Origin of the sequence: Massilia agilis (assembly GCF_024756255.1) — a bacterium.
Taxonomy (GTDB): Bacteria; Pseudomonadota; Gammaproteobacteria; order Burkholderiales; family Burkholderiaceae_D; genus Telluria; species Telluria agilis.
In genome coordinates this window covers 1,163,565-1,185,252 of the sequence record NZ_JANUHB010000002.1, presented here as the reverse complement: position 1 = coordinate 1,185,252, position 21,688 = coordinate 1,163,565, and the positions used below count along the sequence as shown (strand labels likewise).

Here is a 21,688-nt window from a genome sequence, read left to right as displayed (position 1 = left end):
TATGCGCCCCTGCTATTAAGACGACCCGAGTGCATCGGAGCGGCACGGAGCAAGGGGCGCCGGGAATGCGCCAAATCCTGAACCCGGTTAATTTTTCACTGGCAGGATGGGCAACTGGGCATCCAGAAGATATTCGTGCACCTTCGGGTTCGTACCGAACGCCCCGGGTGCCAGCGGTGCGGGGACCCGGTGTTTGGCGGTTTCGCCAGGCGGGACGACGACGAGGTATTCACGAAAATATTTCCACTCGGTCGGCAGGTTCTCGTGATACAGCTCCTTCGTCGAGCGATCGTAGCGCAGGGGCAGGTGTTCCAGTAACCTGTAGTCGATGACGAGCTGCTTGAACTCGCCCCTGTCCACCATCCCGTCAAGGCAGTTATAGAAGAGCAGGGCAAGTTCGTTTGCCGACAATTGCGCTCGTACGATCGCCGTATAGGTCTGGATTGTCGACGCGTCGATCGATTCATGTTTCAGCCGGTCCGCCAAACGCAGAATCTGGTAGAGGTTACGGAAATAGTGGCCGAGCACATGGTTGTTCTCGACCTGCAGCCTTTCCCGGTAAATCTCGACGCGCGACGTCGTGTTCGTTTCGGCTTTGGCTATCCGCTCAAGGATCACGGCGAAGACGGCCCGTCCGTGCGCTTTCTCCGGCTCCTCTGGCGTGACACCCGCAATGCGCAGTAATTCGCGTTGCGCGGCGCTGTCAGGAATGATCTTTGGATCGAATACCAGCTCATCGACGATCTTGTTGTGCAGGTCGAGCAGGTTGAAAAACGTGGTCTCAAACCGCTGCAAGGTGGAGGTCGAGATAGTGGCTCGCTGCATCACGATGGTGACGGCGAGCCCGATCACCGTGAGGAACGCGAGAATCGGATTGAGCACCCCGCCGAAGAAATCGCCGAAGGTGCCCAACGGAGTAGTCACTCCCCAATGCCCGGCAACGTCAACGACGATCAAGGCCGCGATAAAAACGATAACGCCGATTGCGACGTAGAACAGCACGCTGGCAAGACGTTTCGTCGTGGGGTCGAGATTGTCGATCTTGCCGTTTGTGAAGAGCTTGTAGATTGCGTCCATCGAATAGTGAGATTGCGTTGATGCCGAGAAAACGGCCGCTCGAGGCGGCCGTTCAGGGGAAGGCAAGAAGCCTGCTTACTTTGCCTCGGTTCCTCCGAGGTTCTTCTTGAAGAACGCCTCGATCAGCCCATACACGTGCCGCTGCCCGGCGCGCGACGAAATGCCGTGCTTGGCGCCGGGGTAGGTCATCAGGTCGAACTTCACGTTGCGGTTGACGAGCGAATCGATCAATCGCGTGCTGTTGGTGAACAGCACGTTATCGTCGGCCATGCCGTGCACCAGCAGCAGCGGCGACTTGAGCCCGTCCAGGTGCGCGAACACGCCGCTTTGCTGGTACGCCTCGGGCACCGCCTTGGGCGTGCCACCCACGAACTGCTCGGTGTAGTGGGTGTCGTACAGCGCCCAGTCCGTCACCGGGGCCACCGACACGCCCATCGCGATCTTGTCCGACGCCGCCGCCAGCATGCGCAGCGTCATGAAGCCGCCGTAGCTCCAGCCGAACACGCCCACGCGCTTGGGATCGACGAAACTTTGCTTGGTCAGCCAGTCGATGCCGGTCAGCTGGTCCTCGACTTCGTGCTTGCCGAGCTGGCCGTAGATCACGTCGGTGAACTGGCGCTCACGGCGCGACGAGCCGCGGTTGTCCAGCGTGAACACGATGAAGCCCTGCTGCGCCATGTACTGGTTGAACAGCGAGCCCCACTGGCGCGTCACGCGTTGCGAGTGCGGGCCGCCATACACGAACAGGAACACCGGATAGCGCTTGTTCGGATCGAAACCGGCTGGCTTGATCATCGAGTAGTGCATCGTCTGCCCGTCGTGCGCCTTGATCGTGCCGAACTCGGTCGGCAGGTGGCTGGCCACGTACGGCGCGTACGGATGCTTGGCGTTGAGCTCGTTGTGTTCCAGCCACTCGACCATGCTGCCGTCCGGCTTGCGGATCGACACTTGCGGCGGCGTGGCCGGGTCCGAGAAGGTATCGACGAACAGCTTGCCGTTCTGCGCGAAGCTGTCCTCGTGCCAGCCGTCGGCCTTGGTGATGCGCACAGGCTTGTCGGCATTGCTGCCGTCCAGGTTCAGCGCGTAGGCTTGCTTGTCGATCACGGCGTCGCGGTTCGATGCCACGTACACCTTGCCGGCCTGCTCGTCCACGGCCAGCACGTTGTCCACGCCCCACTCGCCGCGCGAGATCGGGTGCAGCAGCTTGCCGTTCAGGTCGTACAGGTACAGGTGGTTGCGGCCGGTGCGCTCCGAGGCCCAGATGAAGGCCGGGCGGTTTTTCAGGAAGCGCAGGTCGTCATGGATGCTCACCCAGGTCTTGGACGTTTCGGTGAGCAGCGGACGCTGGGCAAGAGTGGCGGCGTCCACCGCCACCAGGTCCAGGCGCTTCTGGTCGCGCGTCTGGCGCTGGTACACGAGGGTCTTGCTGTCGGCGCTCCAGTCGGCGCGCACGAGGTAGATGTCCTTCTCGGGGCCGAGGTCCACTTTCTTCTGCTCGCCTGTTGCGGGCGAGACGATCATCAGGTCCACCAGCACGTTGGGGTCGCCGGCGGCCGGATAGCGCTGGTCGATCACGTCGGTGCGGTCGGCGTAGATCTCGAAGCGGCGCGCCACCGGCACCTGGGATTCATCGAAGCGCTTGTAGGCGAGCGCGGAATCGTCCGGCGCCCAGTAGTAGCCGGTGCGCTGGCCCATTTCTTCCTGCGCCACGAATTCGGCCTCGCCGTTGTGGATGGTGCCCTTGCCATCCGTGGTGAGCTGGCGCTCCTTTCCGGTGGACAGGTCGATCACGTACAGGTTCTGGTCGCGCACGTAAGAGACATAGCGGCCCTTCGGCGAGATCTTTGGATCGGTGACATTGCCCGACGCAACCTTGCGCGCCTGGTCCGGGTTGGCCACGTCCACCAGGTACAGGTCGCCCGCGATCGGCACCAGCAGCTGCTTGCCGCTGGGCGACCAGCTGTAGCTGATGATGCCCGACAGGCTGGCCACGCGCGCGCGTTCGCGGCGGGCGCGTTCTTCCGGCGACAGGTTTTCGTTGGGGACCAGTTTCTTGGAGTCGACCAGGCGGTGCATGGTCTTGTCCTTCATGTTGAATTCCCACAGGTCCATCTGGAACTGGTTGTCCTCGCGGCCGCGCAGGAAGGTCACCCGCTCGCCGTCCGGTGACACGCGCAGGTTACGCACGCCCGGGCCGGACAGGGACGGGTCGGCGTAGATGCGGTCGAGGGTCAGTTTTTCGGCGGAAGCGGGCAGGGCCGCGATGGCGGCCAGCAGGCAGAGAAGAAGGCGCATTGGCAGTGTCTCTTTAGTTAGTTTTGTGCAACCACGAGACGATACCAGAGAAGAGGTCGCAAAGCTGTAAATATGGATGCCGCGCAGCAGCAAAGTAGGGTGGGCACTTGTGCCCACGCGTTACCTGCTGCGTGACGAACGGCGTGGGCTCGAGAGCCCACCCTACGATATCGCCTCGGCCGCCTTGCGGGCCGACAGCCGCGCCAGGAACCACGTCAGCAACACTGCCGCGACCGTGAGCCCGATGACCAATGCGATCCAGAATCCCTTTGCTGCCAGCGGCGCGGCGGGTGCGGCCGGCGCCCATTGCGGGGCCAGGCCCAGCAGGCAACCCAGCGGCAGCGCAAACACCCAGAACGCGAGCATGTGGATCAGCATTGGCGGCCGGGTGACCTTGTAGCCGCGGATGGCCGAGGCGGCGGCGACTTGCGTGGAGTCCGACAGCTGGAACAGCGCGGCAAACAGCAGCAGGGTGACGGTGGTCGCCTGCACCGCGGGATCGGAGGTGTAGGCGCGTGCGATCTCCCAGCGGAACACCGAAATGAACGCCGCCGAAAGGAAGCCGAACGCAACGCACATGCCCACGCCCACCCAGGCGACGAAGCGCGCGCGCTGCGGATTGCCTTCGCCCATTGCCTGCCCCACGCGCGTGAGTACGCCGATGCCAAAACTGAGCGGCACCATGAATACCAGCGACACGAAGTTAAGCGCAATTTGGTGCGCCGACACCTGCACCACCCCGAAGCGCGCCACCAGCAGGCTGATCAGGCCGAAGGCGCTGACCTCGGCAAAATAGGTGATGCCGATCGGAATGCCGAGCTTGAGCATGGCGCCAATTTCTTCCCAGTCCGGCCCGTCCCATTGGGCAAACGGATAAGTCATGCGGTAGGCGGGCGCGGTGCGGATCCACCACACCATGGCGCCCAGCATCAGCCACATGCCGCTTGCCGTGGACACCGCGCAGCCGATCGCGCCCAGGCGCGGCAGGCCGAAGTGGCCGAACACGAGCAGCCAGTTGAGCACCACGTTGTAGAGCAGGCCAAAGATGGCGATCATCATCACCGGCTTGGTCTGGTTGATGCTGGTGGTGTAGCCATACAGCGCGCGGTAGCAGGCAAAGGCCGGCATGCCCACGCTGATCACATGCAGGAAGGTGGAGGCGCGGTCGGCGACGTCGCGTTCGAGCCCGATGTGGTCGAACAGCAGGGTACACAGGTTGGCGAACGCGCAGGCAATGAGGCCGATGAACAGGCCCTTCCACATGCTCTGGCGTACCGAGTGCGGGATCTTGTCGTAGCGCGCGCCGCCGATCTCGTGTGCGACCACGGTGTTAATCGCCATCATCGTGCCCATGACGGTGACCAGCACGATCGACCAGACGGATGCGCCGAGCGAGACGGCGGCCAGTTCCTTGGCGTTGACGTGGCCGGTCATCGCCACGTCGGCCACACCCATGCCCACCGTCGCAAGCTGGCCGACCAGCATTGGCCAGGACAGCTTCCAGAGCGTGGCCATTTCGGTGCGGATGGGTGTGGCTGGGGTGGTGATGGCGGTGTCGTTCATGACCGGTTCGGCGGGACGAAAGCCGCGATTTTACTGATTAATTGCTAAGGCTGCGTGACCAAGGCGGAACCCATAGTCCGGTTGCATAGCCGGCCGGTGTTTTCGACGCCGCCAGCCGGGAGGCGCAGCATGGGTCCCGGCGGTCGCCGGGACGACGTGCTTACAAAAGTGGCTAGCGTTGCCCGGCCTCGCGCGCCGGCACGCTCTTGACGTATGCATACAGCGCGCGCAGCTCCGTTTCGTTCATCTTCCCCAGCGAGCCGAACGGCATCACGGAGCTGATTGCGGTCCCGTCCGGACGGCGCCCCGTGCGCAGCATCGTGATGAACAGTTCCGGCGTGGCATACCGGGTCATCGCGCTACCCTTGCCGGGCGTCAGGTTCGCCGCCGCCGGCCAGGTTGGCGCGCCGCCCGGGATCTTGCCGCCGGAAAGTTGCGGGCCGTGGCAGCCGATGCAGGTGTTGGCCACGTAGGCGCCGTATTCCACCGTCACGTCGGCCGGAACCGGCTGCGGGGGCTGCTTCAGGTGGTCGATCTTTTCGGCCGCGTCCTCGATCACGCCAAAGCCGTACAGCACTTTCACCGGCATCGGCACGTCGATGCGCGCGCGCTCGCCGGCCATGGCGGGCATTTGCTGGAGGAAAGAGACGAGCGCGGCCATGTCTTCGTCCGTCAGGCGGTTGTAATCCTCGCTCGGCATCATCTGGACGGGATTGCCGTTGGGCTTCACGCCGTGGCGCACCACGCGGACCCAGTCGTCCAGTTTGTAGGCGCGGGTGACGCTGTTCTCGCCGCCGGTGATGTTGGGCGCCACCACGTACATGCCGCCGTCGCGCACCACCACCTTGCCGGCGCCATTGATGCCGTGGCACTCGGCGCAGCCGCGCGTGTTGTACAGGTAACGGCCCTGTTCGATGCGCGAGGCGTCGGCCGGCACCGACAGCGGTGGCAGCGGAAACGCCACCACGCGCGCCATTTTGCGCTCGCCGATGGCTTTGCCGACCACGGCGGTTACGACGCCCAACAAGGCCAGCCCGACCAGCAGGAAGCTGGTGCGTTTCACCCATTTGCTCATCTTGAAATTTCCCTGTTGGGACAAAATATTGATGACAGAAATTTATCACCTGTTTGCTGTTTGTTGATAGATAAAAGTAGACGACTTATCATTTTCGGTAGCTGGACTGCAACATCCCGGGCATGAACCGTGCGTAGGGGTGAGGCCGCCCGGCGTTACCATCAAGAGCACCGGATCGGGAGCGCGCGCGTGGAATACAAGGACTATTACAAGATTCTTGGCGTAGAACGGACGGCGTCGGCCGACGACATCAAGAAGGCGTACCGCAAGCTGGTGCGCAAATACCACCCTGATGTCAGCAAGCACAAGGACGCGGACGAAAAAACCAAGGAAATCAACGAGGCCTATGGCGTGCTGGGCGACGCGGAAAAACGCACCGCGTACGACCAGCTTGGCCAGGGTTTCCAGCAGGGACAGGAGTTCCGTCCGCCGCCGGACTGGGGCGCGCAACACGATTTTTCGGGCGCCAATACCGAGGACATCTTCGCCGACCTGTTTGCCAACCTGGGCCGGCGGGGCAGGGCGGGGCGCGCCGGCGGGCATACCTTCCAGATGCCGGGCGAGGACATCCACGCCGCCATCACCATCGACCTGGGCGATGCCTACAGCGGCGCCACCCGCGCCATCGGCCTGCGCGTGCCCGAGGCCGATGCGCAAGGCCGCATGGTGATGCGCGAGAAAACCCTGAGCGTGAACATTCCCAAGGGCGTCACGCCGGGGCAGCAGCTGCGCCTGTCCGGCCAGGGGCACCCCGGCATCGGCGGCGGGCCGCCGGGCAACCTGTACCTGGAAATCCAGTTCAACCCCGATCCGCGCTACCGGATCGAGGGCGCGGACGTGTACCAGAACGTGCCGGTCACGCCGTGGGAGGCCGCGCTTGGCGCGGGCATCGCCGTGCAGACCCCGTCCGGCCAGGTGGAGGTGACGGTGCCGCCCAACTCGCAGCCGGGCCGCAAGCTCCGGCTCAAAGGGCGCGGCATCCCGTCCGCCACGCCGGGCGACCTGTACCTGATCCTGGAAGTCGTGCTGCCGCCGGCAAACACCGAGCGTGCGCGCGAGCTGTACCAGCAAATGGCGCGTGACCTGGCCTTCAACCCGCGCTAAGGAGCAATGACGATGCAACCGAACCAACCGATCAGCGGGGTGCTGCTCGACGAAGTCGCCCTCACCCTGGAAGAGCTGGCGCATGCCGTCAACGTGGAACCGGAGTGGGTGGTGCGCCACGTGCAGGCGGGCGTGCTGGGCGGCGAGATTTCCGTGCAGGTGACCAGCTGGCGCTTTCGCAGCGGCGACCTGGACCGTGCGCGCCGGCTGCTGCGCATCGAGCGCGATTTCGACGCCAACGAAGAGCTGGCCGCGCTGGTGATCGACCTGGGCGACGAGATCCGCCGGCTGCGTGCGCGCATGCGCGCGCTGGGCGTGGAGTAAGCAGCCCAGCCGTTCCCATGCGCGCGCCGCGGCCGCGACTCACCTCCTAGAATTTGTCGAAGCGATTACCGACAACAATGGGAGGGTGACATGGAACAGCAACAAGCCAACGGCCAGGAACTGCAGGGCAAGCACGTCGCGATGCTGCTCACCGACGGGGTGGAGCAGGTTGAGTACACCGAGCCACGCAAGTTCCTGGAGCAGCACGGCGCGCAGGTCACGCTGGTGTCGCCAAAGGGCACGGGCAACGAGATCCAGGGCTTTAACCACCTCACGCCCGGCGACAAGTTCAGGGTCGAGATGGACGTGCGCGACGCGCGTCCGGCCGACTTCGACATGCTGGTGCTGCCGGGTGGCGTGGCCAACCCGGACCAGCTGCGCCTGTCCGAAGAGGCGATCAACTTCATCCGCGACTTTGGCGAGGAAGACAAACCGATCGCCGCGATCTGCCACGGGCCGTGGACACTGATCGACGCGGGCCTGGCACAAGCCAAACACATGACGAGCTGGCCGACGCTGCGCCAGGACCTGTCCAATGCCGGCGCCGAGTGGACCGACGAGCAGGTGGTGGTGGACGGCAGGCTGATCACCAGCCGCAAGCCGGACGACATCCCGGCCTTCAACGATGCCATGCTCAAGGAGCTGGTGGCGGTGACGGAAAACGCCAATACCGGCGCGCAGGCGTAGGGTGGGCAGCTGTGCTGCCCACGCGTCCAGACAGAGCTGGCGTATCGGACTGCTGGCGTAGGGTGGGAACTTGTGCCCACCCATGCATGCGCCGTGTGACCAACCGCGTGGGCTCGAGAGCCCACCCTACGCGTTATAGGACTTTGGTCCCATTGCGCCTAACCCCGATCGGCATGACGATGGCGCCAAGCCGCGCGGCACGCGGCGCTGAGGAGGCGCGTCATGGCTGGCTTCAAGGACATCCGGACCAAGATCCGGAGCGTCGAGAACACCCGCAAGATCACCAAGGCGATGGAGATGGTCGCCGCGTCCAAGATGCGCAGGGCGCAGGAGCGGATGCGCTCGGCGCGGCCGTATGCCGACAAGGTGCGCCGCATCGCCGGCCACCTGGCCGAGGCCAACCCCGAGTACCGCCACCCGTTCATCATCCGCCGCGACGAGGTGAAGAATGCCGGGCTGGTGGTGGTCACCACCGACAAGGGCCTGTGCGGCGGCATGAACACGAACATCCTGCGCAACCTGGTGGCCAGGATGCGCGAGCTGGATGCGGCGCACGTGGGCGTGTCGACGGTCGCGATCGGTAACAAGGGCCTGGGCTTCCTGAACCGGATCGGCGCGCGCGTGGTGGCGCAGGCCGCCCAGCTGGGCGACACGCCGCACCTGAGCCGCCTGATCGGCCCGATCAAGGTGCTGCTGGACGCCTACTTCGCCGGTGAGATCGACGAGGTGCACATCTTCTACACCCGCTTTGTGAACAGCATGACGCAGGTGCCGGTGGCCGAGCAGCTGGTGCCGCTCACGCCCGAAAAGCTGCGGCCCGAGCTGACCACCCACAGCTGGGAATACATCTACGAGCCCGACCCGCAGACCGTCATCGACGACCTGCTGCAGCGCTATGTGGAGGCGATGATCTACCGCGCGGTGGCCGAGAACATGGCGTCCGAGCAGTCGGCGCGGCGCATGGCGATGAAGGCCGCGAGCGACAATGCCGGCAACGTGATCGGGGAGCTCAACCTCCTGTACAACAAGAACCGCCAGGCCGCGATAACCAAGGAGATCTCCGAGATCGTGTCCGGCGCGGCGGCGGTCTGAACCTGCGGGAGGATGCGATGGCAACCGAAGCGAGAACGCTGCACGTCGATGTCGTGTCGGCCGAACAGGAGATCTTTTCCGGCGACGCCGAGTTCGTGGCGCTGCCCGGCGAGGCTGGTGAACTGGGCATCTACCCGATGCACACGCCGCTCATCACGCGCATCCGGCCCGGCTCGGTGCGCATCAAGCTGGCCGGCAGCGGCGAGGAGGAGCTGGTGTTCGTCGCCGGCGGCATCCTGGACGTGCAGCCGACCGCGGTGACGGTGCTGGCCGAGACCGCGATCCGCGGGCGCGACCTGGACGAGGCCAAGGCGAACGAGGCGCGCAAGCAGGCCGAGGAGACGCTGGCGAACCGTACCGCGACGGTGGACTACGCCAAGGCGCAGGCCGAGCTGGCCGAAGCAATCGCGCAGCTGGCGGCCATTTCGCGCCTGCGCGAGCAGCGCCGCTGAGCCATGCGGTGACGACCGGCGGTGACGACCGGCGGTGGCAGCGGTCCAAGCCTTATTGCCACTTGAAAGGGAAGTCATCATGACCACGACCGTCGTCGGCGTGTTCGAGGAGTTCGGCCCTGCGTTCTCGGCCAAGAACGAATTGATCGCGTCCGGTTTTTCATGGACCGCGGTCCAGCTCGTGCCCGACCACGAGATACCGCTGAGAGAGCGCAGCGCCACGCCGCACACCGATCCGAACTCGGTCAGCTTCAAGATGCAGACCCTGTTCACCGGACTGTTCGGCGCGCGCGATACCTCGCACAGCAATCTCTACGCCGAAGCGGTGCGCCGCGGCGGCTACGTGGTGACGGTCGATACGCATGACGACGCCGAGCGCGCGCGCGCCGAGGAAGGGCTGCGGCGCTTCAACCCGGCCATCGTCGAGGCGCGCGCCACCTGAGCGGCATATGGTGTGCTTGTTTCCCGCGTGCTTTTGCGTGCACGCTTGGGCTGGCGCGCGATGCCCGCATCGTGTGATCGTTCTAGAATGGGTGCTTGACTGGCCAGCACGCCCGCGGCATGCCGCCACATCCATTCCGGTGGCGGGGCACTGGATGCGCGGGCCGGCTCGCGCGCGGAGCATCGTGCGGAGGAAGGCGCAATGAATCTTCTCGAGTCAATCAACGATCCGGCGCAGCTGCGCAAGCTGCCTCCGGAGCTACTGCGGCCGCTGGCGGACGAACTGCGCCAGTTCCTGCTCAACTCGGTGTCGCAAACCGGCGGGCACCTGTCATCGAACCTGGGAACGGTGGAGCTGACGATCGCGCTGCACTACGTGTTCGATACGCCGCGCGACCGCCTGGTGTGGGACGTGGGGCACCAGACCTACCCGCACAAGATCCTCACCGGCCGGCGCGAGCGCATGCACACGCTGCGCCAGCTGGGCGGCATCTCGGGCTTCCCGCGGCGCGACGAAAGCCGCTACGACACCTTCGGCACCGCGCACTCGTCCACCTCGATCTCGGCGGCGCTGGGCATGGCGCATGCCGCGCGCCTGAAGGGCGAGCACAGCAAGGCGATCGCGGTGATCGGCGACGGCGCCATGAGCGCGGGGCTGGCGTTCGAGGCGCTGAACAACGCCGGCATCGATGAGGACCTGGACCTGCTCGTGGTCCTGAACGACAACGACATGTCGATCTCGCCGCCGGTGGGGGCCCTGAACGGCTACCTGGCGCGGCTGATGTCCGGCCGCTTCTACGCGGCGGCCCGCAATGTGAGCCGCAGGCTGCCGGGGCCGGTGCGCGAGCTGGCGCGCCGCATCGAGGAACACGCCAAGGGCATGGTGGTGCCGCCGGCCACGCTGTTCGAGGAATTCGGCTTTCACTACATCGGCCCCATCGACGGCCACGACCTGGACGCGCTGGTGCCCACGCTGCAGAACATCCGCGACCTCAAGGGCCCGCAGTTCCTGCACGTGGTGACCAAAAAAGGGCAGGGCTACAAGCTGGCCGAGGCCGACCCGATCCTGTACCACGGCACCGGCAAGTTCAACCCCAGCGTGGGCATCGTGCCGGCCCAATCGCGCACCACGTACACCGAGGTGTTCGGCGAATGGTTGTGCGACATGGCGGCGGTGGACCGGCGGCTGGTCGGCATTACGCCGGCGATGCGCGAAGGTTCGGGGCTGGTGCGCTTCGAGCAGCAGTTCCCCGAGCGGTACTTCGACGTCGGCATCGCAGAGCAGCACGCGGTCACCTTCGGCGCCGGTCTTGCGGCGGAAGGGATGAAGCCGGTGGTGGCGATTTATTCGACCTTCTTGCAGCGCGCCTACGACCAGCTGATCCACGACGTGGCACTGCAAAACCTGGACGTGACCTTTGCGCTCGACCGCGCCGGGCTGGTGGGGCCGGACGGCGCCACGCACGCGGGGAACTACGACATCGCTTTCGTGCGCTGCGTGCCGAACATGGTGCTGATGGCGGCGTCGGACGAGAACGAATGCAGGCGCATGCTGACCACCGCTTTCCACTATCCGGGCCCGGCCGCGGTGCGCTATCCGCGCGGCGCGGGGCCGGGAGTGCTTGTGGAGCGCGAGCTGTCGGCGATTGAACTGGGTAAGGGCGAGGTGCGCCGCCAGGGCAAGGACATCGCGATCCTCGCGTTCGGTTCGATGGTGGCGCCAAGCCTGGCGGCGGGCGCCGAACTGGGGGCGACCGTGGCCAACATGCGCTTCATCAAACCGCTGGACGTGGAGCTGGCCGTGCGGCTGGCGCGCGAGCACGCGCAGGTCGTCACGGTGGAAGAGGGAAGCGTGATGGGTGGGGCCGGGGCGGCGGTGGCGGAAGCGCTGGCCGCGGCCGGCGTGGTGAAGCCTGTGCTGATGCTGGGCCTGCCCGACCGCTTCATCCAGCATGGCGATCCGGCGCTGCTACTGGCCAGCGTTGGCCTGGACGCCAAGGGAATCGCCGCGTCGATCCGGCAGCGGTTCGGCACGGCCGAGCCGCGCCTCGTCGTGAGCAACGGGTGACCGGCCAGGGCAAGGGGTGGCCATGCACGCACAATCGCTTTCCATGGGCGCGGGCGCGCCGGCTGCGGCAGGCAGCTCGTTCTATCTCGCGATGCGGCTGCTGCCGGCAGCCAGGCGCGATGCGATGTTCTCGATTTACGGGTTCTGCCGCGCGGTGGACGACATCGCCGACAGCCTCGCGCCCGCCCACGTGCGGCGCGCAGGACTGGAGCAGTGGCGGCGCGACATCGACGACTGCTACGGCGGCCAGGCGCCGGCGGGGCTGCGTGCGCTGGGCCGGCACATCGAAGAGTACGACCTCGGGCGCGAGGACTTTTACAGCGTGATCGATGGAATGCTGATGGACGCCGGCGGCGAGCCGCTGTGCGCGCCCGACGCGGCAACGCTCGACCTGTACTGCGACCGTGTGGCCAGCGCGGTGGGCCGCCTGTCCGTCAAGGTGTTCGGCATGCCGCGCGCCGACGGCATCGCGCTGGCCCATCACCTCGGGCGCGCGCTGCAGCTGACCAACATCCTGCGCGATATCGACGAGGACGCCGCGCTGGGCCGGGTGTACCTGCCAGGCGAAGCGCTGCGCGGTGCGGGCGTGGCGCCGGGCAGCGCGGCCTGCATCGTGGACGACCCGGCGCTGCCAGACGCGTGCGCGCGCGTCGTGCCGCAGGTGCAGGCGCATTTTCGCCACGCAGAAGCGATTCTCAGGCACAGCCGCTGCCGCACCGCGCACATGATGAGCGCGGCCTACCAGGCGGTGCTGGCGCGGCTGCTCGCGCGTGGATGGGAGCCGCCGCGCGCGCCGGTCAAGGTGCCGCGGGTGCAAAAGATCGGCATCCTGCTGCGCCATCTGATGTGATTGCTGCCGGCGGTGCCCGCGTCCAAGACCATGCGCCATCCCGACTTTGCCACTCCGCTGCCAGCCGCCATCGCCCGGACCAGATCCGGCGCGGTGCAGCAGGCCGTGCAGCGGGCGCTGTCAGCGGTGCTGGCCGAGCAAAGAAGCGACGGCCATTGGGTCTACGAACTGGAAGCCGACGCCACCATCCCGTCCGAGTACGTGCTGATGGTGCACTACCTTGGCGAGCCGCCCAACCTGGCGCGCGAGGCGCGCATCGCGCGCTACCTGCGGCGCATCCAGAACCAGGATGGCGGCTGGCCGCTGTTCCATGGCGGAGCCTATGACCCGAGCGCGAGCGTGAAGGCGTACTTCGCGCTCAAGATGATCGGCGACTCGCCGCACGCGCCGCACATGAGGCGGGCGCGCGCCGCCATTCGCGCGCATGGTGGCGCAGAGCGCTGCAATGTCTTCACGCGCATGCTGCTGGCCCTGTTCGGCCAGGTGCCGTGGGCGTCGGTGCCCTGCATGCCGGTGGAGATTGCGCTGCTGCCTCGCTGGTTTCCCTTTCACCTGTCGCGGGTCTCGTACTGGACGCGCACGGTGCTGGTGCCGCTGCTGGTGCTGGCCGCGCTCAGGCCGCGCGCGCGCAACCCGCGCCGCGTGCGCATCGACGAGCTGTTCATCGAGGCGCCCGGCAGGCTGCGCCTGGCGCCGCGCGCGCCGCACCAGCGCCGGTTCTGGTACGGGCTGTTCCGCTCGGTCGATGCCCAGTTGCGGTGGGCGGAGCCGCAACTGTCCGCCTCGCTGCGCGAACAGGCGATCCAAACGGCTGCGGGCTTCGTTCGGGAGCGCTTGAACGGCGAGCATGGGTTGGGCGGCATCTTCCCTGCAATGGTCAACGCCTTGCTGATGTTCGAGGTGCTGGGCGAGCGCACCGGTGCGGCCACCGCACGCGATGCGGTCGAGCGGTTGCTGGTCGATCGCGGCGACGAGACCTACTGCCAGCCGTGCCTGTCGCCGGTGTGGGATACCGCGCTCATGTGCCACGCCCTGCTGGAGTGCGGCGAGCCGGCGGCAAGCGCCGCTGCCCGGCGTGCACTGGACTGGCTGCGCCCGTTGCAGGTGCTGGATTTGGCCGGTGACTGGAGCGAGCGCAGGCCCGGCCTGCGCCCGGGCGGGTGGGCATTCCAGTACGCGAACCCGGCCTACCCGGATGTGGACGATACGGCGGTGGTGGCAATGGCCATGCACCGGGCGATGTCGATGGACCCGGCGGCAGGCTACGGGGATGCGGTTGCGCGGGCTTGCGAATGGGTGGTCGGCATGCAAAGCCGCTGCGGCGGCTGGGGCGCCTTCGACGCGGACAACACCTGCCGCTACCTGAACAACATCCCGTTTTCCGACCATGGGGCCCTGCTCGATCCGCCGACGGCCGACGTGTCCGCGCGCTGCCTGTCGATGCTGGCCCAGCTCAACGCGGCGCCGGCAGCGGGCAGGCGCGCACTGCGCTGGCTGCTGCGGGCGCAAGAGAAAGACGGCAGCTGGTACGGGCGCTGGGGCATGAATTACGTCTACGGTACGTGGAGTGCCCTGTGCGCGCTGGGCGCCGCGGGCGTGGATGCCGGTGCGCGCCCGGTGGCGCGTGCGACCGCCTGGCTGGCGGCGGTGCAGAATCCGGACGGCGGCTGGGGCGAGGACGGCAGCAGTTACGCGCTCGACTACAGCGGGTACCGGCCCGCGCCCAGCACGCCGTCGCAGACCGCCTGGGCAGTGCTTGGGCTGATCGCGGCCGGGGCCATCGACCACGCGGCGGTGGAGCGGGGGATCGACTGGCTGGTCCGCGAGCAGCGCAACGACGGGCTGTGGGACGAACCCTGCCACACCGCAACCGGATTCGAACGCGTGTTCTACCTGCGCTACCACGGCTATGCACGCTACTTTCCCCTGTGGGCGCTGGCCCGCTATCGCAGGCTGAAGCAGCAGGGCAGCCGCAACGTGGGCCTGGGGATGTGAGCCCGGCCGCCCGCCATGTGATCGCGGTATGCGGCCTTCATTTCGAAGCTGCGATCGCGCGCGGCCCCGGGGTGCAAACCTTTTGCGCAACGGGCTCCGCGGTCGCGTTGCTGCCCGAGCTGGCGCGCGCAGCGGCTGGCGGCGTGGGCATCATCAGCTTTGGCTGCGCAGCAGGCCTCGATCCCGCGCTCGCGCCCGGCGATTGCCTGCTCGCGGACCAGGTGCTGTGGCCGGGTGGCTCGCTCGTGCCGGACAAGCGCTGGCTGCGCGCGCTGCGCGAACGGCTGCCGGCGGCGCACGGCGGCGTGCTCGCATGTGTGGATGATCCGGTGACCAGCCGCGAGGACAAGTCGCGGCTGTGGAGCGCCAGCGGTGCGCGCGCTGCGGACATGGAGTCGCACCACGTCGCGCGCATCGCGGCCCGGCACGGGCTGCCTTTCGTCGCGCTGCGCGTGGTGGTCGATCCGGCCACGCGCAACCTGCCGCCGTGCGCCATCGCCGCGATGAAGGAGGACGGCGGGATTGCAGCCGGCCCCTTCCTGCGCTCGCTTGCGGCGCATCCGGGCCAGGCAGGGGCCGTGTTCACACTGGCGACGGACGCACGCGCCGCGCGCCGCGGCCTGCTGCGCGCCCGCGCGCTGGCCGGGGCGCTATTCGCTTACTTGCCTTGAGGCTGCCCTGGCGCGGCCTCGCGCTCGTACTGAGGCAGCTCATCTTCCTGCCCGCCGCGTTCCTGCGCGCGCCGGTGGCCGAGCCAGGCGTCGCGCGTGAAAAGGTACTTGTCCAGTGCCGCTTCTTCCAGCAGGTTGGTGGCGTTCAGGTAGCGTGCCCGCGTGCTGATGAAATCGATGCCCCACAGCGTATTGCGCGTGGCTGGCTCGGTCTGGTTCACGGGCGCCATGTACTGGTCCACGCCGAAGCCGGCGGCGTCGCGGAAGGTGCTCGGGCCGAACAGCGGCAGCACCAGGTAAGGCCCGGAGGGCATGCCGTAATGGGCGAGGGTAAGGCCAAAATCCTGGTCGTGCCGCTGCATGCCGGCCGGCGTGGCGATGTCGATCGTGCCCAGGATGCCGAAGGTGGTGTTGACCGCCACCCGCGCCAGGTCCTGCATGCCGTCGGAGATGCGCAACTGCAGGAAGTCGTTGAACATCACGGTCACGTCGCCCAGATTGGCGAAGAAGTTGTCGACCGCAGTGCGCACCGGCTGCGGCACGACCTTGTTGTAGCCCTTGGCGACCGGCTTGGCGACGGCGCGGTCGAGCGCGTCGTTGAAGCGGTAGGTCGCCCGGTTGAGCGGCTCGAGCGGATCTTGCGGGTTGCGGTCCGGCCCCGTGGCGCAACCGCCAATGGCGAGGAGACCGGCCATGGCGAGTGCGCCGGCACTGCGGTTCTTGTTCATCACTAGCTCCTTGGTTTGGCTCGCGGCTTGCCCATCAAGATGGGCTGGAAGAACACCGCGCCGATCAGCGTGCACCCGAGCGCGAGCACCAGCAGCTTGCCCATGCTGGCGGTCCCGGGATGGTTGGACAGCCACAGGCTGCCGAAGGCCGTGCCGGTGGTGGCGGCGGACAGGATGATCGCCTGCGTCAGCCCGTGCTGCAGCAGCTCGGTCGCGCCGCCGCGCCAGGCCATCACGTAATAGATTTTGAAGGCGACGCCCACGCCGAGCAGCAAGGGCAGCGCGATGATGTTGGCGAAGTTGAGCTTGATGTTGAAGAGGACGCACAGCTCGAGCGTGAACAGCAAGGACACCAGCAGCGGCACCATCGTGAGCAGCACGTCGTCCAGGCGGCGGAAGGTGATCCACAACAGTACCGTGATCGCCAGCACCGCCAGCACCGCAGCCTGGATGAAGGCCCGGATCACGACGCCGGCCGCGTTGAGCACGGAGATCGGGCCACCGGTTGCGTCCGGGGCCACGCGCTGCACGGCGGCAGCGAAGTTGCGCAGCAGGGTGTCGTCGCCGCGTTCGACCCCTGGTGGCTTGCTCGGGGCTATTTCCAGCAGCGCGCGGCCGTCGCTTGCCACCCAGTTGCGCCGCAATTCCACCGGTACGCTTTCCAGGGTCACACGTTGCGGATGCAGCGCCTGCCGCAGCGATGCCAGTGCAAGCCTGAGCGGATCGGCCAGCGCGTGCTCGGCGCGGTCGCGCGCCTGGGGCGGCGCCTTGGCCAGTGCGGAGAGGCCGTCGGCAAGGCGCCGCGCCGGCTCTTCGCCAGCTCCCGGGTAATCCAGTGCCGCGTTGCGCAGCGCGCGCGCCGCCGAGCGCAGTGCCGACACCCGCTCGCTATCGCCGGCCGCTTGTGCCGGCACCTGCGCCAGCACCGGATCGAGGGTCGCTGCCAGCGCGGCGATCAAGACCTGCTTTTCGTCCTGCCGGTCCGGCACGAAGCTGGCCAGCGTCATCACGCCCGAGACTTCCGGCAGCTGCGCCACGCGCTCGCCGAGCGCGCGCGCCGCGGCAAGCGTGGGCGCGAGCACCTGCACATTGTCGATGCCGATCTCGCCGCTGCGCGTGAGCGAACGCAGCGTCTTCATGGACTCGCTCGACGGGTCCTTCAGGTGCAGGGGATTGAAGTCGAAATGCAGGTGCCACAACAGCGGCACGCCGGCCAGCACGACCGCGAGGGTGCCGTACAGGAGCCCCTTGCGATGGGCCTGGAACGCGTGGTCCACCGGGGCCAGCCAGCGGTAGCCCGGCATGGCAGACGCGCCCGGCGGATTGAGTACCTTGATCAGCGCCGGCAGGACCGTCAGGCAGGTGGGGAAGGCGACAAACAGGATGCCCACGCCCGCGATTTCGCCCAGTTCCGCCACGCCGCGATAGGCGGTGGGCAGGAACGCGAAGAAGCCGATCGCGGTGGCCACCGCGGCGAGCGTGAGCGGCAGCGAGATCGTGCGCGATACGGCCAGCAGCGCGACCTGCGTGTCGCCGATCTCGAGCAAGCGTGCGCGAAAGCGCATGCCGAACTGGATGCCGAAGTCCACGCCGATCCCCACGAACAGCATGGCGAACGCCACCGAGATGATGTTGAACGAACCGACCAGCAGCAGGCCCAGTGCGGCCGTGAGCGCCAGGCCGCCGAGCATGGTCAGGAACACCGCCGCCACCAGCTTCATCGAGCGCAGCGCCAGCCACAGGATCAGCAGGACAAACGCGGCCGTGACGGCGCTGCTGGTGGTCGATCCCTCCTGCACCGACGAGAACTCCTCGTCCGACAGCGGCACCGAACCGGTGAGGCCCACTGTCGCGCCATAGCGGCGCGCGAGCTGCAGTTGGCCGGCCGCGGCGCGGATCGCATCGGATGAAGCGGCGCCCGGCTGCAGCTCGTCAAAGCGCAGCACCGGCACCACCTCGACCAGGCTGTGCACGCCGCCCTCGGGTGCGCCAGCGTCGGCCATCGCCCGCCACGACAGCGCTGCCGGGCGGCCGACCAGCACCGTGTCCACGACATCGGCACTACGGTCCAGCAGCGGTGCCATGTCGGCCAGCTTGAGCTGCCCGGTTTGCAGCGGCGTGAGCAGCGTGACCGCCAGCAGGTTGGACAGGCCGCGCAGGGACGGGTCATGGGCGAGCGCGTTCAGCAGCGGCCGCGCGTCGGTGAGTCGCTGGCCGAGAGCGGCGACCTGCTCCACCGGAAGAAACAGCAGGCCATTGTTTGCGAAGAACTCACTGTCGGCGCCCAGGCTGACCGAGCGGAACAGCGCCGGCTGTGTGCGCAGTCGAGCGGCCAGCTCGCGCGCGGCCTGCGATGCAAACTCGGGCGCAGGGGCGCGCACCACCACCAGGGTCGTGTCGGCGCGCTGGGGGAAGGCGGCACTGATCAGCGCGTCGCGCCGCGCTGATTCGGCTTCTGGATTGAGCAGCTTGCCCACATCCGTGTTGATGGCGAAATGGCGCGCGACGAACACGCTGCTGGCGGCAACGAGCACCACGAATACGCCGATCACCAGCCAGGCATGGCGGATCGAGGTGTCGATGGTTTTGCAAATGGCGGTGGTCAGCATGTGTGCGGCGAACACGGGCACGACAAGCCAGTTAGACCAGCGAACGCGGCTCGCGACTGCGACGGCGCGCGCTATACTTGGCCGCATGCCGTTCGCGGAGGGATCACCATGAAACCTTACGTCTGGATACCGGTGGCGCTGGTTGTCGCCGCGCCCCATGTCCAAGCCCAGCAGAACGAAAGCCGGCCCGACCGGATGGTGCGGGCCACCATCGACGGCGTGATGGCGGCGATCGACAACGACCCGGTCGCCGCCAAGGGCGACGCCGACAGGATCTACCAGATCGTGCAGCAGAAGTTCCTGCCCAATACCGACTTCATGCTCACCACGCAGTATGCAGTGGGCAAGGAGGCCTGGGCCAAGGCGACGCAGGCGCAGCGCGACGCGCTCTTCAAGCAGTTCCAGACCTTGCTGGCAAGGACCTACGCTACCCAGCTGATGCAGATCCGTGGCCAGCAGACGCAGTTCAAATACCCGCCGATGGCGGCGCTGCCGTCCTCTGCAACGGATGCCGTGGTGCGTACCCAGGTGGTCAGCGGCGGCGACACGATGCCGATCGACTACCGCGTGCACAAGACCGACGCCGGCTGGAAGATCTACGACATCAACATGATGGGTGCGTGGATGATCGTGGTGTACCGCCAGCAGTTTGGCGGCCAGCTGGCAAAGGGCGGGATCGATGGGCTGATCAAGTACCTGGCCGCGCACAACGAGGCCAATGCGTAGGGTGGGCAGCTTGTCTGCCCACGCGTTCAAACAGACGTTGGGTAGCTCGCAACCGGGACATTCTGGCGCTGGTTGAACGCGTGGGCGGGAGACCCGCCCACCCTACGATCCCGCCCTGCGCGCGCGCAGCTGGCGCGTCTCGACCCACTGCCACGACAGCAGGGCAGGCACGCCGAACAGTGTCTCGCGCATGCGCTTGACCAATGCAAGCGACAGCGCCACGTCGCCGCCAACACCGGCAAGGTAGCCGAACAGGACCACGGCCGCTTCCTGCACGCCCAGCCCGGCGGGCACGAGGAATGCGGCGTGGCGCGTGGCCTGGGTCAGCGCCTCGATCGCCACCGCCGCGGTGACGTCAACCGGGTGGCCGAGCAGGTGGAGCGCGAACCAGGTCTCGAACGAGCCGACGAGGTAGCCCGGGAACTGCCAGCCGAGCGCCCGCAGCAGCCTGCGCGGCTGGTCGAACAGGTGCGCCACCTGGGCGTCGAGGCCCACCCCGTCGAGCCTGAGTGCGATCTGGCTGCGCTTGCCCAGCAGCCGCGCGGCCAGGCGCTGGATGTGCGCGAATACCGCGCCGCGGCGCAGCATCCAGTACGCCAGCAACGGCAGCGGCAATGTCAGCAGCAGGCTGGCGGCAATCAGCCAGATGTGGCCCAGCTCCGACGCAAGGTGCACGATGAGCAGCAAACCAACGCCGCTGAAAACATACAGCACCGCGATCGTCACCATCACTTCGACGATGATGGTTGCGGCGATGGCCGTGCTGTCGGACAGGCGCAGCCGCACGAGCCGGATCCCGACCACTTCGCCGCCGATGCCGACCGACGGCAGCAGCCGCGCCACAGCCTCGCGCACGGAGGCCACCCACAGCAGGAAGCCGTAGCTGGCGTGTCCCGCGCGGTTGATCGGCGCCAGGAGCACGCGCCATGCCTGGGTGTCGAAACACAGCGGGACCACGTGGAATGGCACGAGCCACAGCAGCGGCCAGCCGGCGCGCCGGAACGCGGCGACGATCGCGGGCCAGCCCTCGTACAGGACCAGTGCCGTGAGCAGCAGCAGGCCGGCCACGCCGCCCAACACCACCAGCCGCTTCATGGCGCATGGGCCAGGTCCGCAAAGCCGCCGAACCGAAAGCCGTGCTGGCGTAGCATGTGGTGCACGCGCAGGACACGCGGCGAGGTGAGCGCCGCCAGCTCGTCCGCATGGCGGTAGCCGGGCGCGGTACGCGACACCGCGCTGCCGGACTGCGTGGCCGGGTGCAGGTAGATCTCGCCGATGCCGTGCGCCGGCAGGTGCGACAGCGCAGCCAGCAATGCGTGCTCGTCGAACCTGCCGGACTGGCGGATGCCGAGCGTGTAGTCGTTGTGCGCGATGCCCGCTGCCGCAAGCCGCCGGGCGAGCAGGGCCAGCCACGGCGCCAGCCATGCCGGCGTGTGCGCCTCCCGCGGCAGGCGGATGGCGCGCAGGCCAAACGGGCGGCCGATATCGATCAGCATCGACAAAATCGTGGGATGCAGGTGAAAGTGCCGGTGCGCGTTCACGTGGTCGAGCGCCAGGCCCGAGGCGGCAAAGGCTTCGAACTGCGCGCCGATCTCGGCGGCCAGCTGGCGCCGCACCGCCGGCAGCAGGAAGAAGCGAAAGCCTTCGCGCACCATCCGGGTGCCGAAGTTGCCGTCGGCGTCTACGAGGTCCGGAATGGCGCGCGGCGGCAGCGTCGCGCGGCCATCGGCCAGCACCAGGTGCAGCCCCACGCGCAAGCTGGGGTTGGCTTTCGCACGCGCGATCGCGTCGGCGGCGGCTGGTGCGCCGACCATGAGGCTGGCCGTGGTCAGCACACCTTCGCGAAAGGCGCGCTCCACCGCCAGGTTCACGCTCACGTGGAGACCAAAGTCGTCGGCCGTGATGATCAGGCCAGGACCACGCGCGGCCAC

The 21,688-nt window shown here is 67.3% G+C and carries 19 protein-coding genes; 11 read left to right on the top strand and 8 right to left on the bottom strand.

Annotation, left to right across the window (positions count from 1 at the left end; genetic code table 11):
* Positions 1–87: 87 nt before the first annotated feature.
* From NX774_RS12430 to NX774_RS12415, 4 genes are all read right to left on the bottom strand, one after another.
* Positions 88–1,077, bottom strand: a complete 990-nt coding sequence (locus NX774_RS12430) for a putative phage abortive infection protein (protein ID WP_258822489.1) — start codon at positions 1,075–1,077, stop codon at positions 88–90.
* 75 nt (positions 1,078–1,152) lie between these two features.
* Positions 1,153–3,372 (bottom strand): S9 family peptidase, encoded by a 2,220-nt coding sequence (locus tag NX774_RS12425; RefSeq protein ID WP_258822488.1) that lies wholly within the window; start codon positions 3,370–3,372, stop codon positions 1,153–1,155.
* Positions 3,373–3,534: 162 nt separating this feature from the next.
* Positions 3,535–4,935, bottom strand: coding sequence for an MATE family efflux transporter (locus NX774_RS12420; protein ID WP_258822487.1), 1,401 nt, complete (start codon positions 4,933–4,935; stop codon positions 3,535–3,537).
* 172 nt (positions 4,936–5,107) lie between these two features.
* Entirely contained in the window at positions 5,108–5,998 is an 891-nt protein-coding gene (locus tag NX774_RS12415) for a c-type cytochrome (RefSeq protein ID WP_258822486.1), read from the bottom strand.
* 201 nt (positions 5,999–6,199) lie between these two features.
* Between NX774_RS12415 and NX774_RS12410 the strand changes: the two genes are divergently transcribed.
* From NX774_RS12410 to NX774_RS12365, 10 genes are all read left to right on the top strand, one after another.
* Positions 6,200–7,114 carry a DnaJ C-terminal domain-containing protein gene (locus NX774_RS12410; RefSeq protein ID WP_258822485.1) on the top strand — a complete coding sequence of 305 codons (915 nt, stop codon included), beginning with the start codon at positions 6,200–6,202 and terminating at the stop codon, positions 7,112–7,114.
* 12 nt (positions 7,115–7,126) lie between these two features.
* Entirely contained in the window at positions 7,127–7,438 is a 312-nt protein-coding gene (locus NX774_RS12405) for a chaperone modulator CbpM (RefSeq protein ID WP_258822484.1), read from the top strand.
* A 90-nt stretch (positions 7,439–7,528) separates the two neighbouring features.
* Entirely contained in the window at positions 7,529–8,125 is a 597-nt protein-coding gene (locus tag NX774_RS12400; protein WP_258822483.1) for a type 1 glutamine amidotransferase domain-containing protein, read from the top strand.
* Between the two features lie 222 nt (positions 8,126–8,347).
* Positions 8,348–9,217 carry a F0F1 ATP synthase subunit gamma gene (gene atpG / locus NX774_RS12395; protein WP_258822482.1) on the top strand — a complete coding sequence of 290 codons (870 nt, stop codon included), beginning with the start codon at positions 8,348–8,350 and terminating at the stop codon, positions 9,215–9,217.
* Positions 9,218–9,234: 17 nt separating this feature from the next.
* Positions 9,235–9,669 carry a F0F1 ATP synthase subunit epsilon gene (locus NX774_RS12390; RefSeq protein ID WP_258822481.1) on the top strand — a complete coding sequence of 145 codons (435 nt, stop codon included), beginning with the start codon at positions 9,235–9,237 and terminating at the stop codon, positions 9,667–9,669.
* A 79-nt stretch (positions 9,670–9,748) separates the two neighbouring features.
* Positions 9,749–10,111, top strand: a complete 363-nt coding sequence (locus NX774_RS12385) for a hypothetical protein (protein ID WP_258822480.1) — start codon at positions 9,749–9,751, stop codon at positions 10,109–10,111.
* Positions 10,112–10,312: 201 nt separating this feature from the next.
* Positions 10,313–12,178 (top strand): 1-deoxy-D-xylulose-5-phosphate synthase, encoded by a 1,866-nt coding sequence (gene dxs / locus NX774_RS12380; protein ID WP_258822479.1) that lies wholly within the window; start codon positions 10,313–10,315, stop codon positions 12,176–12,178.
* Positions 12,179–12,200: 22 nt separating this feature from the next.
* Entirely contained in the window at positions 12,201–13,028 is an 828-nt protein-coding gene (hpnD, locus tag NX774_RS12375) for a presqualene diphosphate synthase HpnD (protein ID WP_258822478.1), read from the top strand.
* Positions 13,029–13,058: 30 nt separating this feature from the next.
* Positions 13,059–15,023: a squalene--hopene cyclase gene (shc, locus tag NX774_RS12370; RefSeq protein ID WP_258822477.1), complete on the top strand. Its 1,965-nt coding sequence runs from the start codon at positions 13,059–13,061 to the stop codon at positions 15,021–15,023.
* Positions 15,020–15,694, top strand: coding sequence for a phosphorylase family protein (locus tag NX774_RS12365; protein WP_258822476.1), 675 nt, complete (start codon positions 15,020–15,022; stop codon positions 15,692–15,694). Before shc ends, NX774_RS12365 begins: the two co-directional genes overlap by 4 nt.
* Here NX774_RS12365 and NX774_RS12360 read toward each other — a convergent pair.
* Both NX774_RS12360 and hpnN read right to left on the bottom strand, forming a co-directional pair.
* Positions 15,682–16,422: an MlaA family lipoprotein gene (locus NX774_RS12360; protein ID WP_258822475.1), complete on the bottom strand. Its 741-nt coding sequence runs from the start codon at positions 16,420–16,422 to the stop codon at positions 15,682–15,684. The two genes, NX774_RS12365 and NX774_RS12360, sit on opposite strands and share 13 nt — an antisense overlap.
* 2 nt (positions 16,423–16,424) lie before the next feature.
* Positions 16,425–19,031, bottom strand: a complete 2,607-nt coding sequence (gene hpnN / locus NX774_RS12355; protein ID WP_258822474.1) for a hopanoid transporter HpnN — start codon at positions 19,029–19,031, stop codon at positions 16,425–16,427.
* 108 nt (positions 19,032–19,139) lie between these two features.
* Between hpnN and NX774_RS12350 the strand changes: the two genes are divergently transcribed.
* Entirely contained in the window at positions 19,140–19,757 is a 618-nt protein-coding gene (locus tag NX774_RS12350; RefSeq protein WP_258822473.1) for an MlaC/ttg2D family ABC transporter substrate-binding protein, read from the top strand.
* A gap of 102 nt (positions 19,758–19,859) precedes the next feature.
* On the opposite strand, the gene NX774_RS12345 is transcribed toward NX774_RS12350, so the two are convergent.
* Together NX774_RS12345 and hpnK are read right to left on the bottom strand one after the other, a co-directional pair.
* Positions 19,860–20,852, bottom strand: a complete 993-nt coding sequence (locus tag NX774_RS12345; protein WP_258822472.1) for a lysylphosphatidylglycerol synthase domain-containing protein — start codon at positions 20,850–20,852, stop codon at positions 19,860–19,862.
* Positions 20,849–21,688 (bottom strand): hopanoid biosynthesis-associated protein HpnK, encoded by an 840-nt coding sequence (hpnK, locus tag NX774_RS12340; RefSeq protein WP_258822471.1) that lies wholly within the window; start codon positions 21,686–21,688, stop codon positions 20,849–20,851. The genes NX774_RS12345 and hpnK overlap by 4 nt, the downstream gene beginning before the upstream one ends.